The following is a 14016-nucleotide window of genomic DNA, read 5'->3' on the forward strand; positions in this document are numbered from 1 at the left end:
CCAACTACCATGTTGTAGAAGGTAAAAAATACGTGTACATCGAAAAATTTCAGGACTCCTTACAGAGTTACGTAGCTGAGGTAATCGATTACGATAAGCGATTGGATATTGCAGTTCTTCGTGTAACAGACCCACAATTTAAAGCGCTGAAAACAATTCCGTTTTCATTTGCAGATGGAGAAACGATGATCGGACAAAAAGTATTTACATTGGGATATCCGAAAAAAGAAATTGTTTATTCTGAAGGACCCATCAGCTCTCTCACCGGTTTCCGCAGTGATACTATAGCACTTCAGTTATCGCTTCCGGTTAATCCTGGAAATTCTGGTGCTCCAGTGTTTTCTGAAAACGGAGAATTAATCGGAGTAATTACCGGGAAGAACACACAAACAGATGGTGAAGCTTATAGTGTAAAAGCAGAACATATTCTGAATTTCCTCAACGAATCGGATAAGTTCGAATTTAAACCTTTGCGCAGATCCGTTTTACGTGGCAAAAAAATTACCGATCAGGTGAAAACACTCGATCAGTTTATCTTTGTTGTTAAGGCCTGATTTTATTCTGAATTGAAATAAAAAAAGGGAACCTGATGGTTCCCTTTTTTATTGAATATGATTCATTAAAATTCTCTCTTTTCGATGTAAAGGAAATCATGTCCGGTCGTTGAATTTCCACTTGTATTGTTGCCTCCGTTATTGTTTGGAGTAACCGTTTGGTTTGGCGGTGGATTCTTCTTTTCTTTTTTGCGACCAATTCCTTCTTCGTTCACTGTTATTTTGGTGTTTTTGGTCGTGTCTTTATTTATAACAGGACGTTCCTTTTTAACATTCTTGTTCTTGGTAGTGTCGGCAGTTTGTGCGGAAACTCCGAGTCCCAGTACCAGAAATGAGCTAAGAAGAAGTAATTTTTTCATGGGGTAATTTTTTGGTTCTGTAATATAAAGTCAAATCTCATGCCATTAATGGCGTAATAGGTTCGCTGCTTCTTCGGCAGTGATGATTTTTCCGTTGAAATCGCCAATTATCATGCTCTTTTTGAGGCCGATATCCTGCGCTTTTTTCAATGCTGCGTTGGCTTCTTCTTTGGTAGAAAATGCTCCGTAGAGGTAAATGATCTCACCATTATCACCCAGTTTGGGTGCCACCTGACCAAGATCGAGGAACATGTCGAGCACTTCGGTTGGAATATCGTTGCGGTAAGAGCCGACCAAAATTTTATACTTCACAAGTCCCGGATCCACCACCGATTTTTTAATATCCGTTTTTTCGTCGATGTTCAAATCAGTGGTTGTCGCTCCTTCGGATAAGGTTGCACCTACATTTTCTAATTTCTGACGTTCACCTTCTTTGTAGGCCACAACAAAAGCTCCTGAATAACCTTTCATATCCAATGCCGCTTTGTGCTCTGCTGCTTTTTCGTAGCTGGTAAATACACCGGAATAATAGCGGGTAATTTTATCGGGACCCGTAACCATTAATAAGCCGGGAACATCCTTAAACACTTCCGGAGAAACCGGTTTATTGAAAGCGCCGATCTGAACACGGAACAATACAGCTTTATCGTCGGTATTAGAAGTGGTAGGATCTTTCGGTAATTTATCATCAGGGATTTTAGAGATGGTAGTTACAGTACCATTGTCTTTCGGGTCTTTAGAATTCGTTGTGTTCGCCGTGGCAACACCTTCTACATTATGACCTTCCTGTTTCAATTCATTACTGCGTGCAATGGCTTCTTCGATATTGGCGTAGTCTCCGATTACATAGTAAACCGTATCGTTCGATTTGATGGTTTTAAAGTCTTTCATGCTGAGGAGTTTTCTAAGATCCTCAGGATTGACCATCGTTTTTTCATTTCCGACTACCACTACGAATTTAGTGCCTGTCTTGGGACGGGATTGTCCCCATATAGCAAATTGCGATTCATCGCGGATGGTTTCGAATTCTACATATTGACCGGTAGAATCGATGTACCGTAAATACCGCTGGTAAATTTGTTCGTCGCTTAGAGTTACACCTTTGTTATCGACGTAATTTCCTTTCGGAGTTTCAAGTTCATCGTCGCGAAAATCGGGGACGAGATCTTTGTCTTTATCCAATGGACAACCTCTTTTATCTACGGCAACACCTTTTGGCGTAAATGCACAATCGTCGAGGAAGTCAACCACTAAATCCTTATCACTATCCACGGTATCTTTTGCTAAATAATCCAGCATTTCATCATCGATAATGGGTTCTTCCTTGTCGGATTTTGGAGGACCTAAACGCTGCAGATCGTAGGTAAGTGTGAAACTGGTATAGAGAAAGCGGTCATTTTTTTTATCACCCACCCGGGTGCCAACGCTGTTTTCTGAAACGCCATCTACCAGATCGGTAAATGCGAAATGCATGGCGGTATTTCCTTTTAAAGTCCAGCGCTGATTCAGGTTAAGCGTAAATCCGATTCCCACCGGAATGGCCCATGAACGTTCCGGGTATTTCCCAAATCCATCGAGGTTGGATTCGCGAACATCGGTTTCATATTTATAATCGCGGTGAATAATCATGGCTGTAGCCGCGTTCGGATCGCTTTCATCGATATTGCGAATGGAACCATCACTCCAGTAATAGTAGCGATTGCCATAGGCATCAAACAAATCGGTTTTAGTTAAAAACTCGAAAGATTCTATTCCCGCAAATACAAAGGGTTCTAAAATTCTTTTTTCTGGGAGGAAATGGCCGAAATCGTAAGAAAGCACCATTCCCCCAGTGCGTATCTGTGATTGAAAATTAAGGTTGCGGGTGAGACTTCTTTCGCTGGAAGAAATGGTTCCGAATATGGTATAAAAATTCAATTCAATTTCTTTGGTCAGCGGATTGCTCAACATCAGGTGATAGCCCAAACGGGAAACATTGGGATGAAATCCTTTGTTGTAATTTCCAACATCACCCATAAAAGTGAAGGTGCCAACGCCGAGACCGATAGTGGGACGAAAAATAAATCCGGGCTCATTTTCCGGTACATATTCACTGCTGGAAATATCTTCGGCAGGATCTTTTACCTGGGCAACAGCAAAGGAGCTTAGGAGAAAAATTCCTAAAACCGTGTAGATTATTCGCCTGGTGCTGTTCATTCTGATTCTAAGATAGAAAAAAATCACTTTCCTTGTAGCAGGACTTTGCTCAACATGTTGGCCTGATAGATGGGAATTCGTTGTCCGTCGTTAAACGCCACAATAAACGGACCCTTAAATGGGTAAACAGAAAGCGTTTTACGCTTGGCATTGGCATCCTCAAAATTGGAGAAATCGCCAATGGTGTATTTGGTCCAGCCATCCACAAGATCCACATACAACTGCTCATCGAATTTATAGCGGTCTTTAAAATACTCCTGCGTAACCCGAAAATGACTTGCAGCAACCTGAACACGGAAAAATAATCCCTTAATACCCGAAGCCTCAAGAATGGGAGTGCCCGGTTTTTTGGTTATGGGGTCAATAACTTTTTCGGTTTGTACCGTATTCTGATTCGTGTTGTTGTTGGTATTAATTGTGGAGTTGTTATTGTTATTGGTCGTTTCGTTATTTCCGGTTGAATTTTCGGTGGTAGTGTTGGTTTCGTTGGTGTTGCCGGTTGTGTTATTGGTTGAGGTGTTGTTTTGATTTGAATTTTGATTGTTGGCTACTTCAGTATTTTTTCCGGAAGAAACCATTCGGATATCATGCACACCGAGTGATTTTTCTACGGTTGTTCCATCGATATAGGAGAAGCTAAATCGCGCAATGAAAATACCGGTAAAAAAACGATGCGCTTTAATTCCGATTTTTAGCTGGATATCGGCCGATTCAGGAAGTTCTGTCCAGATAAACGAATGTTTGTCACCTTCATTCAATAATTCAGATCCACCACTTTCCAGCAATGAAAATTCCATACCTGAACTGGGGACTTCAATAATAAATCGTGCGGGACCTTTGAGTGATCCCTTATGAAGCGTAAGTGAAAATTCGGTCGATTCCCCCGTTTTTAAACTCGAAGGCATTTGATGTTGCAATGAAACACCTTGCTGGGGAACATGGAGCGACCAAAATAAAATGGTGCTTAGAATAAATACTATGACGATAGCAAATCTGCGCATGAAAACGATTCATTCAAATCTAAGGGCAAAGCCTTAAAAATGGAGAATGGTACGCAACCGTTTTTGCACAGTGTGATGTGAACGAATCAGAAATTCGGTTTAAGCATATAACGATTGTAAAAATCATCAATTGCCTTAACCGCCTCTTCCGGAGTATCTACCAATTGCCAGAGATTCAAATCTTCAGCAGAAATATTTTTTTCTTTTTCCAACATGGTATTTTTTATCCAGTCCACCAATCCGCCCCAATAATCCTTTCCTACCATCACCACCGGAAACTTCCCGATTTTTTTGGTTTGAATAAGGGTTAAAGCTTCAAACAATTCATCCAGCGTTCCAAATCCACCGGGCAGCACAATAAACCCTTGGGAGAATTTTACAAACATCACTTTACGAACGAAAAAATAATCGAACGTAATCAGTTTGTCGAAATCGATATATGGGTTGGAAGATTGTTCGAAGGGGAGAAAAATGTTTAATCCAACCGAGGTTCCGCCTCCTTGACGAGCGCCTTTATTTCCGGCTTCCATTATCCCAGGTCCACCTCCGGTGATAACTCCGTATCCTTTGCGGGTTAAATCGAAAGCGATTTGTTCGGCGAGTTGATAATAGGGATGATCTGGTTTGGTTCGTGCTGAACCGAAGATGGTAACGCATGGACCAATCTTCGATAATTTTTCATAGCCTTCTACAAATTCCGACATCACTTTAAAAATCGTCCAGCTATTTTCCGATTTGATGTCGCTCCAGTCTTTATGAATGAACTTTTCGTGTGTTTTTCTTTCCTGATCTGTCATGGTGTAAGGTGTAGCGGGATAAACCCTGTTTTTCCGTTTAACGGAATACCAGACAAAGGGTTATAAAAAATCCTTTAAAGCTATTCAATCACCAGTGAATGGTGCAAATTGAAGGGTTAACGGATTCCAAGTTCTGCTTTGAGGTAGCGGGCGGTGTGACTTTCCTTATTATGCGCAACCAGTTCCGGAGTACCTGTCGCCAGAATTTTTCCGCCACCACGTCCACCTTCGGGACCCATATCAATAATATGGTCGGCCACTTTAATGATATCGAGATTGTGCTCAATCACTAAAACTGAATTGCCATTATCAACCAGGCGATTTAATACTTCGAGCAACAATCGGATGTCTTCGAAATGAAGTCCGGTTGTTGGTTCATCCAGAATATAAAGTGTTCTTCCGGTTTCGCGTTTCGAAAGTTCGGTAGCAAGTTTAATTCGTTGTGCCTCTCCGCCAGATAAAGTAGTGGAAGGTTGTCCCAAAGTCAAATAGCCGAGTCCCACCGATTCCATGGTGACCAGTTTTTGTTTTATGGCAGGAATTCCTTCGAAAAATTCAACAGCATTGGAAATGGTCATGTTTAACACATCGCTAATTGATTTTCCTTTAAACCGAACTTCGAGTGTTTCTTTATTGTAACGTTTACCTCCGCATGTTTCGCATTCTACATACACATCGGGAAGGAAATTCATCTCAATGGTTTTTAATCCGCCGCCCTGACATGTTTCGCATCTTCCGCCTTTCACGTTAAATGAAAATCTTCCGGCATTGTATCCTCTCACTTTCGCTTCCGGCAACATGGCAAAAAGATTGCGGATATCGGTAAACATGTTGGTGTAGGTAGATGGATTTGAACGCGGAGTTCTTCCAATGGGCGACTGATCGATTTCAATGACTTTATCGATATGTTCCAATCCCTCAATTTTCCCATAGGGAAGTGGTGTTTGTACCGAATTGTAAAAATGCGAACTCAGAATCGGATAGAGCGTTTCATTGATTAAGCTCGATTTCCCTGATCCGGATACACCGGTAACGCAAACGAATTGTTGCAATGGAATTTCTACTGTCACATTTTTCAGGTTGTGTCCTGTTGCATTACGTAGAATAATACTTTTTCCGGATCCTTCACGACGTTTTTTCGGAACGGGAATTTCTTTTTTCCCGCTGAGGTATGCCGTGGTAATGGATTTGGAATTTTTTAATTTTTTCGGGTCGGTTGCTTCCACAATTTTACCACCGTTGATTCCTGCACCGGGACCAATATCCACCAGAAAATCGGATTCAAGAATCATTTCTTTATCGTGCTCCACCACAATAACGGAGTTCCCGATGTCGCGGAGTTTTTTTAATGAAGAAATGAGTCGGGTATTATCGCGTTGATGTAAACCGATGGATGGTTCATCTAAAATATAAAGCACGCCCACCAATTCGGAACCTATTTGTGTGGCCAAACGAATACGTTGTGCTTCGCCACCCGAAAGCGATCTTGAACTTCGGTCGAGCGTTAAATAATCGAGACCAACATCCAGTAGAAAATTGAGACGTGAACGGATTTCTTTTAGAATTTCCGTCGCAATTTTCACCTGACGCGCATTCATTTTTTTATCGATGGTTTTGAATAATTCACTCAGTTGAGTGATATCCATCGAAGCTAGTTCGAAAATGTTTTTATTGGCAATTTTAAAGTAAAGCGATTCTTTTTTCAGTCGGCTTCCATTGCATTCGGGACAAGTAACCTGATTCATAAATCCGGAAGCCCAGCGCTGAATGGTGCGTGAGGGATTTTCCTGTGAATGACGCAAAACAAAATTTACTACGCCTTCATATTCCTGAACGTATTCGGTAATTCCGGTAGCGTTGGGAAGTTTAAAAATCTCATCGGTTCCGTATAAAACTTTACTGATCACCGCCTCAGGTAATTCTTCAACGGGACTCGTGATTTTTAATTTGTGATGATGCAATAACCCTTCAATCTGCCGCATGATTACGGCGTTTTTAAATTCACCAAGCGGTGCAATGGCTCCTTGTTTAATACTTTTTGATGGATCAGGTATTATTTTTTCGAGATCGGCCTCGGTTACTTCGCCAATTCCATCGCAATGCGGACAAGCCCCATAGGGTGAATTAAAAGAAAATAAATTTGGTGCAGGTTCCGGATAGGAGATTCCGGAAGTTGGACACATTAAAGAACGACTGAAATAACGTGTTTTATCCGTATCCATATCCAGCACCAGAAGCGAACCTTTTCCGTGCTTCATGGCTTGTTTTACCGATTCGGCAATGCGCTGTTCATTATCTGCTTTTGCTTCAATCCGGTCAATTACAATTTCAATATCGTGGATCTTATAGCGGTCGAGCGAAATTCGTTCAGTTACTTCTTTTATTTTTCCATCTACCCGAACCCGGAGAAATCCCATTTTTTTGATTTGCTCGAACAATTCACGGTAGTGACCTTTTCTTCCTTTAACAACAGGTGCAAGAATGGCAATTTTCTTTTTGTGGTAATCCTGCACAATCAGTTCCAGTATCTGAGAATCGGAATACTTCACCATTTTTTCTCCGGTAACGTAACTGTAAGCTTCACCGGCGCGTGCATATAAAAGGCGCAAAAAGTCGTACACCTCCGTGATGGTTCCTACAGTGGACCGCGGATTTTTTGATACGGTTTTCTGCTCAATGGAAATAACAGGCGATAATCCGGTTATTTTATCTACATCCGGACGCTCCATTCCTCCCAAAAAGGACCGGGCGTATGAAGAGAAAGTTTCAATATAACGGCGTTGTCCCTCGGCATAAATGGTATCGAAAGCGAGTGATGATTTTCCGCTTCCGGACAATCCGGTAAATACAACCAGTTTGTTTCTGGGAATTTGAAGGTCAATATTTTTCAGGTTGTGCACACGGGCACCATACACTGAAATTAATTCTTCGTCGGGGGTATTGGTCTTGCTCATTTACAGGTAACAAAATTAAGGTGCTACCGGTTTAAGAGCAAAATCATTTTTTGGAACTTTTATCGAATATTTTTTATGCGATTTGTTCGGAAGTGAGTTATCTCTCAGCCAAGGGTTGAGCAACTTGATAATTTTAAGGTTTGTATTTTGTTGATGCGCCCATTCGTTAATGCTGTTAATGGTGCTGTCCACCTCAACATTTTGCGTTTCGTATGGTTCGTAGAGGTCTTTCGGGCGAATATTGAATCCGTAAAACTCCGGGTTACGGAATATTTCTTTCGCAGCCAATACACGAAATACATAGCGATGAGTTTCAGAATTCAGGTAGAGGTCGTAATAATTACTAACGCCTTGCTCCGTAAGTTTTCCTTTCACCCCGCCGGTGCCCATGTTATAGCTGGCAGCAACAAGGGTCCAATTCCCCAATATTTTATACGCATCTTTAAAATATTTGCAGGCAGCTCTTGTCGCTTTTTCTACATCGTATCGTTCATCTACAAACCCGTTTACTTCCAGACCATAACTTTGTCCGGTAGATTTCAAAAATTGCCAATAGCCGGAAGCTCCTGCGGGGGACACCACATTATCGAAATTACTTTCAATGGCTGCGATGTATTTAAAATCTTCGGGAACACCTTCTTCTTTGAGAATTTTCTCCATCACCGGAAACCAGCGATGTGCACGCTTAATCATAAAAATGGTGGCCGAATGCCAATAGGTATTGATGGTTAATTCTTTATCCAGACGTTCGCGAATATCCACATCTTCCAAAGGAACCCGCTCGCCGGCAAAGTCGAGACCTTCCGGTGTAGCGAGGGAATAGATTTTATAATTCTCGGCTACATGTTCCCGGTAATTGTTATCGTTGTTTTTCTCCGGATCGGTATTTACCGACCAAACCAGCGTGCTTGCCGTAACAATGCTGCATGTGAATATCACCGACAAATAGGCAATTTGTCTAAGCCTGCTGCTTCGTTTCTTTTTTTGATCCTCCATGGTTGCCATTTTTTCTCGTGATTAAGAACATGATTAAAAATACGATTAAAAAATAAGACCAGAAAAGGAGAGTGAATAAATGTGACCAGTCGTCGATTATTCGTATGATTATAAAAACAAAAAGCAGCGAAATGGAATTAAGCGCGATAAAAATGAAGGCCACTTGTGCATCACTGAAACCGAGATACGACAAATGATGAGTGGTATGATCTTTTCCACCGACCATCGGTGACTGTCCGCGCGCAATTCGATTAATCACCACAATGGTGGTGTCGATAAAAGGAACCATAAAACCAATCAGCACCAGCGTGAATTGCTTGGCCTGTACTGGAACAGCACTATGATCGAGTCCATTCCAAAAATAGCGGATTCCATAGTAAGCCAAAAATGCGCCGAGAAACTGACTTCCGGTATCACCCATAAACATTTTGGAAGGATGCCAATTGTGAAACAAAAATCCAATCAAAGAAGCCATCACGGCAAGAAGAATTACCAAATCGAAATCGCCTGCGCTGCCGGTAAATACCTGACTGGTCATAAACATTAAAATGATCCCGATGGAAACCACTGTAGTAATTCCATCCATATTATCCAGCATATTGATGGAGTTCATAATTCCTACCACCCATAAGAGGGTAAGGAAAATATTAAGCCATTCCCATGGTGTGATTTTAATGTAGTTCTCCGTGAAATATAAAATAACTCCACAAGCGATTTGCACGAATAATTTTAAAAGTGGTTTTGTATTGTAGGCATCATCTGCCAATCCCATCATAAATGCTATAATGCAAATGCTAATGAGACCAAGCACCGGTTTGTTGTGAAAAACCAGGGCTCCCGGAAAGAATATTGAAAAGGTGGAAATGGTAATCAGAAAGGCAAGAAAGAAGGTAATACCTCCAAGCGCAGGTTTACTCACCGCGCTCCAGCGGATGACGGTGGTGGAAGCATCGCGGATTCCTAAACTTCTGGAAAACTTCAGCAGTATTCCATTCACCAAAATGGTGAAGCCTACAATAAAAAAATAGTAAGCCGAATAAATCCAAAATAAGCTTTCCTTATCCGGCATAGGTAAAGGGACTATTAAAATCTGCAAATAAAGGAGCCTCCATATCTTTCGGAGAAATTTCGCGGGCTTCCGTTTTCCAATCTATTCCTAACGCCGGATCGTTAAAACGAATGGCCATTTCGGATGGTTTGGAATAGTAGTTGGTGCATTTATAAAGGAAAATAGTATTGTCCTCGAGCGATGAAAATCCATGTGCAAATCCGGAAGGTATCCACATCATTAAATGATTTTTCGAAGAGAGTAAAGCGGAATAATGCTGACCATAGGTAGGAGATCCTTTACGGATATCCACCGCCACATCGATAACGGAACCTTGAACTACACGCACTAATTTTCCCTGATCGAAGGGAGGAGCTTGTAAATGTAAGCCGCGAATTACTCCACGGGCCGACATCGATTGATTGTCTTGTACAAACCTGATTTCATTTCCGCTGATTTCAGCAAACTTTTTTTCGCTAAACGATTCAAAAAAATATCCCCGATCATCTCCAAAAACTGCCGGCTCTAGCAATAGCACACCATTAAGTGCCTTATCTATAATCTTCATTTTTTTCTACTGAAAAATTTCTGAAATCTGATGTTCTTTTTTACCGGTGAATCGCTGGTATAATATCCGTCGCCACTGGTGTATCCGTATCCATAACCATATCCGTAACCGTATCCGTAATTATAGCCATAGGAACCTCTCTCGGTATCCACGCCATTGAGAATTACGGAAAGTTTGGTAATGCGGTTCTCATTAATGAGACGGTCCGCATTTTGAATAAAATTCTTTTTCGAGTAGTTGGCTCTGAAAATATATAACGGATAATCGGCCATTTTTAAGGTATGCAAACCGTCGGTTACAAGTCCTACCGGTGGATTATCGATAATCACAATATCGTATTCCGATTTTAATTTTTCGAGGATAACTTCCAGTTTGCCGTTGATGATTAATTCGGCCGGATTAGGAGGTATTGGACCTGCGGAAATAAAATCGAGTCCGTTGAAATTAGATTTTCGAATGCAATTTTCCAGACTGTCTTTACCGATTAACAGGGTACTCATACCGTAATCGTTGTCGGACTGAAACCCGAGGTGGATTTTCGGTTTTCGCATGTCTAGATCGATAATGATTACTTTCTTACCTGAATAGGCAATCATACCCGCAAGGTTGATGGCTACAAATGTTTTTCCTTCTCCGGAGATGGTGGAGGTTACGGCAATCAGCTTTGCATTGGGATCGGAACCGATAAATTGCAGATTGGTGCGTATGGTTCTGAATGCTTCTGCTATCAGCGATTTCGGATTTTTATCGACGATCAGTTGCGATACGGGAATGTTTTCTTTGTATTTCGGAACAATACCTAATATGGAGATGGATGCTTGTGAATACTTGGTGATTTCGTTGAGTGAGGTAATCTCATTGTGCATGAGGTAACGGACAACAACCATAATGGTAGAAAAGAAAATACCCATCAGGCTGAATAAAATATAAATGACTTTTTTTCTGGGTGAAATAGGAGAGTCGGGGAGACGGGCATCTTCCAGAATCTGATTACCGATAGTTTGTCCCGCTAACGATATCTCATATTCCGTTTTTTTCTCCAGCAGTAAAGTGTGGTACTTTTCATTGATGTTAAACATCCGCTCCATTTTGGTGTACTCAATTTCCTTTTCAGGTAATCCGTAGTAAATGGTTTCGTATTGGCGGATTTTATCTTTGATGGAATTCTGACGCGTGTCGGATTGACGCTTAATTGATGTTATCGCCTGGTAAATGAGGCGTATTTGAATCTCGATTTGATAGTCGAGCGATTTCATATACGTACTTTTTGTAGTACTGCTGAACTTCTCTTTTTCCTTGGAAACAACAAGTGTGAATAGTTCCTTCACTAAACCACTTAAAGCATCTTCATAGCGGGTTCCGGTAAGGATGCTCAGCATGTTATTTACATCATCGTTGTTTCGGTATTCTTTGAGGGATTGCTCTAGTTCGCTCAACAACTTCTGATCTATTTCTTCCTGCATTAATTGCGATTCGAGTTCAGTAAGTCGTTCCAAATAATTTTGCGAAATTCCCTGGAAGTCCTGCACTTTATTTAACTGACGAAAAGCCTGTAATTCGAGCTCCGATGATTTTAGTTTGTTGTAAACAGTATCGATTTGTCCATCGATAAAATCAAGGACCCTTTGCGAACTTTCGTTTTTCTTTTCGAGTGCATAAGCGTTAAATGAACGTGTAAGTTCCCAAACAATATCGTGCGCTAAAATTCGGTTGTGATTCTTAAATGAAACCTGCAATGTTTTTGCATTGGCATTTAGAACGGTTACATTGAGACTGGGAAATAGGTTTTTTACCAGTAAATCGACATTGTTAATTACAAAATAAAGGTGATTGTCTTTCTGTGCGACATCTATCGACTGTGGATCGTTGATGATAATTTCCGCTTTAAAATGCGGCGTTTGGAAGAGGTGTCCGTTTTTACCGTTAACCGTAATCTCCTTATCGGCTAAATACGAAATGGTGAATTCGTCTTTATTAGCCATGAAATTTATTCGTGTACCCAAAATAGAGCTATCCAGAATCACCAGATTCCTTACTTCGTATGCCGACCACGGATATTTTATTTCAGTCAGGATTTGTCCTTCTGCGAAATAGCTGACTTTTAAATCGAGTTGTTCAAGTGTTCTGCGGAATAAAAATTCGGAGCGCATTAATTCGAGCGCTTTATCAATTCCACTGGCTTCTTCTTCTACCTGACTGATGGTTGGTATCAGACTTTTTACAGAGTTCTCGTCGTTTACCTGTATGATGGAAGTGGATTCATATACCGGTGGAGTGTAGCGCAGGTATAACCAGCCGGCTAATATGGAGACAGCCATGAACAATAAAATCCATCGAAATGATTTTCGGGCGATATAGATAAATAAACCGAGTTCAAATTCATTACTGAAATTTGAAATCCGGTCTTTATACCGTTCGAAACTCTCGGTTTGATTTTGGATTTTTTCGTTCACCATGTGCTTAGAGACGTTGTACAACGGTATATACCAACACAGCGCTTGTGATGAGCGATATGATAGGAGCAATATCGCGCACAATCTCCGTTCCGATTTGTGGTACAGGTTCTACATAGATATAATCGTTCGCCTGCACAATCATGTCGACATGCTTTAATCCGTCGATCGTTGATAAATCCACCAAAAACACATGGCGCACACCATCGATTTTGCGGATCACTTTAATTTTTGATGCACGCCCTCTTTGCGCAATTCCACCGGCCATGGCCAATGCTTCCATAAGGGTAGTATTATTATTCTCGAGGTAAATTACAACGGCAGTACCGCCTCCTCCGGGGAAAACGATAATACGTTTATTGGTGACTTGTATCTGTACGAAAGGTTTTACATAAAATTCGGAATACAAGGTTTCCAGTTTGAATTCCGCTTCCCTTACGGTTAGTCCCGCCAAAGGCACTTTACCAAGAATTGGAAGTTTTGCCGTTCCATCTGATTCTACGAGGTAACTGATATAGGTACGCATCATGGCTCTCGCATTACCATCGGAGTTCTCAAGACCGGATGCAATGTCGATAAGGCGGAAACCTTCATTTGCAAATAAGCGGAAATTGATAACATCGTTCGGACTAATCCGATAGGCTCGGGGTACCGAATCGGGTAGGGTATCAAAAACATAATTTCGGTCTGTTCTCAACATCAGGTTGGAGTTGATGTAGCAACCTGAAAATACATAGGCCACAAGTGTGACGAAGAGAAGACGTTTGAACATGCGCTTATTTTTGTCAAAAATAAACAAAAACAAGAGAGAAATCTATTTATTAAGAAGCTGATTATAGAGATTGGTCATGTCATTCACCAATCTGGTGTAATGAAAGCGCTGCTCTACATAGGGCCATCCCTGTGTACTCATGTGTTTTCGTTGTTCGGGAAATTCAACTAAACGGGCGATTTCATTGGCAATTCCGGTACTATCCCCACTTGCGCAGAGCAGGGCCGTTTCTCCCGGAAGTACAATATTGCGAATTCCTCCTACATCCGTGCTCACGATGGGTCTCCCGGAGGCTTGTGCTTCAATGAGGCTAACCGG

12 protein-coding genes are annotated in these 14016 nt (G+C 41.3%); 1 reads left to right on the forward strand and 11 read right to left on the reverse strand.

The annotated features are described in order from the left end of the window. Positions 1-554, forward strand: a 554-nt coding sequence (locus tag K1X56_12920) for a serine protease (protein MBX7095615.1), incomplete at its 5' end; no start/stop codon positions are given. 65 nt (positions 555-619) lie between these two features. On the opposite strand, the gene K1X56_12925 is transcribed toward K1X56_12920, so the two are convergent. From K1X56_12925 to K1X56_12975, 11 genes are all read right to left on the reverse strand, one after another. Beyond that, complete coding sequence (locus K1X56_12925; GenBank protein ID MBX7095616.1) at positions 620-913, reverse strand: hypothetical protein; 294 nt, start codon at positions 911-913, stop codon at positions 620-622. A gap of 45 nt (positions 914-958) precedes the next feature. Beyond that, positions 959-3109, reverse strand: a complete 2151-nt coding sequence (locus tag K1X56_12930) for a hypothetical protein (protein MBX7095617.1) — start codon at positions 3107-3109, stop codon at positions 959-961. Between the two features lie 23 nt (positions 3110-3132). Then, positions 3133-4110: a hypothetical protein gene (locus K1X56_12935; GenBank protein MBX7095618.1), complete on the reverse strand. Its 978-nt coding sequence runs from the start codon at positions 4108-4110 to the stop codon at positions 3133-3135. Between the two features lie 86 nt (positions 4111-4196). Beyond that, entirely contained in the window at positions 4197-4907 is a 711-nt protein-coding gene (locus tag K1X56_12940) for a TIGR00730 family Rossman fold protein (protein MBX7095619.1), read from the reverse strand. A 116-nt stretch (positions 4908-5023) separates the two neighbouring features. Continuing rightward, positions 5024-7861, reverse strand: coding sequence for an excinuclease ABC subunit UvrA (gene uvrA, locus K1X56_12945; GenBank protein ID MBX7095620.1), 2838 nt, complete (start codon positions 7859-7861; stop codon positions 5024-5026). 15 nt (positions 7862-7876) lie between these two features. After that, positions 7877-8857, reverse strand: a complete 981-nt coding sequence (locus K1X56_12950) for a lytic transglycosylase domain-containing protein (protein MBX7095621.1) — start codon at positions 8855-8857, stop codon at positions 7877-7879. Continuing rightward, the gene (locus K1X56_12955) at positions 8820-9926 is read right to left on the reverse strand and encodes an undecaprenyl/decaprenyl-phosphate alpha-N-acetylglucosaminyl 1-phosphate transferase (GenBank protein MBX7095622.1); all 1107 of its coding nucleotides are present in this window, start codon (positions 9924-9926) and stop codon (positions 8820-8822) included. Before K1X56_12955 ends, K1X56_12950 begins: the two co-directional genes overlap by 38 nt. Further along, positions 9916-10473 carry a dTDP-4-dehydrorhamnose 3,5-epimerase gene (gene rfbC, locus K1X56_12960; GenBank protein MBX7095623.1) on the reverse strand — a complete coding sequence of 186 codons (558 nt, stop codon included), beginning with the start codon at positions 10471-10473 and terminating at the stop codon, positions 9916-9918. Before rfbC ends, K1X56_12955 begins: the two co-directional genes overlap by 11 nt. Further along, positions 10470-12929 (reverse strand): polysaccharide biosynthesis tyrosine autokinase, encoded by a 2460-nt coding sequence (locus K1X56_12965; GenBank protein MBX7095624.1) that lies wholly within the window; start codon positions 12927-12929, stop codon positions 10470-10472. Before K1X56_12965 ends, rfbC begins: the two co-directional genes overlap by 4 nt. A gap of 4 nt (positions 12930-12933) precedes the next feature. Then, on the reverse strand, positions 12934-13698 hold the full coding sequence (locus K1X56_12970) for a polysaccharide biosynthesis/export family protein (GenBank protein ID MBX7095625.1): 765 nt from the start codon (positions 13696-13698) through the stop codon (positions 12934-12936). 42 nt (positions 13699-13740) lie between these two features. Continuing rightward, positions 13741-14016: glycosyltransferase (locus K1X56_12975; GenBank protein ID MBX7095626.1), on the reverse strand; the 276-nt coding region annotated here is incomplete at its 5' end.

The sequence above is a fragment of the Flavobacteriales bacterium genome, assembly GCA_019694795.1.
Classification (GTDB): Bacteria; Bacteroidota; Bacteroidia; order Flavobacteriales_D; family UBA2798; genus UBA2798.

Excerpts from the sequence above, each read along its gene's own strand:
- K1X56_12930 (MBX7095617.1), bottom strand. The coding sequence starts at position 3,109 with ATGAACAGCACCAGGCGAATAATCTACACGGTTTTAGGAATTTTTCTC.
- uvrA (MBX7095620.1), bottom strand. The coding sequence starts at position 7,861 with ATGAGCAAGACCAATACCCCCGACGAAGAATTAATTTCAGTGTATGGT.
- K1X56_12950 (MBX7095621.1), bottom strand. The coding sequence starts at position 8,857 with ATGGAGGATCAAAAAAAGAAACGAAGCAGCAGGCTTAGACAAATTGCC.
- rfbC (MBX7095623.1), bottom strand. The coding sequence starts at position 10,473 with ATGAAGATTATAGATAAGGCACTTAATGGTGTGCTATTGCTAGAGCCG.
- K1X56_12965 (MBX7095624.1), bottom strand. The coding sequence starts at position 12,929 with ATGGTGAACGAAAAAATCCAAAATCAAACCGAGAGTTTCGAACGGTAT.
- K1X56_12925 (MBX7095616.1), bottom strand. The coding sequence starts at position 913 with ATGAAAAAATTACTTCTTCTTAGCTCATTTCTGGTACTGGGACTCGGA.
- K1X56_12970 (MBX7095625.1), bottom strand. The coding sequence starts at position 13,698 with ATGTTCAAACGTCTTCTCTTCGTCACACTTGTGGCCTATGTATTTTCA.
- K1X56_12935 (MBX7095618.1), bottom strand. The coding sequence starts at position 4,110 with ATGCGCAGATTTGCTATCGTCATAGTATTTATTCTAAGCACCATTTTA.
- K1X56_12940 (MBX7095619.1), bottom strand. The coding sequence starts at position 4,907 with ATGACAGATCAGGAAAGAAAAACACACGAAAAGTTCATTCATAAAGAC.
- K1X56_12955 (MBX7095622.1), bottom strand. The coding sequence starts at position 9,926 with ATGCCGGATAAGGAAAGCTTATTTTGGATTTATTCGGCTTACTATTTT.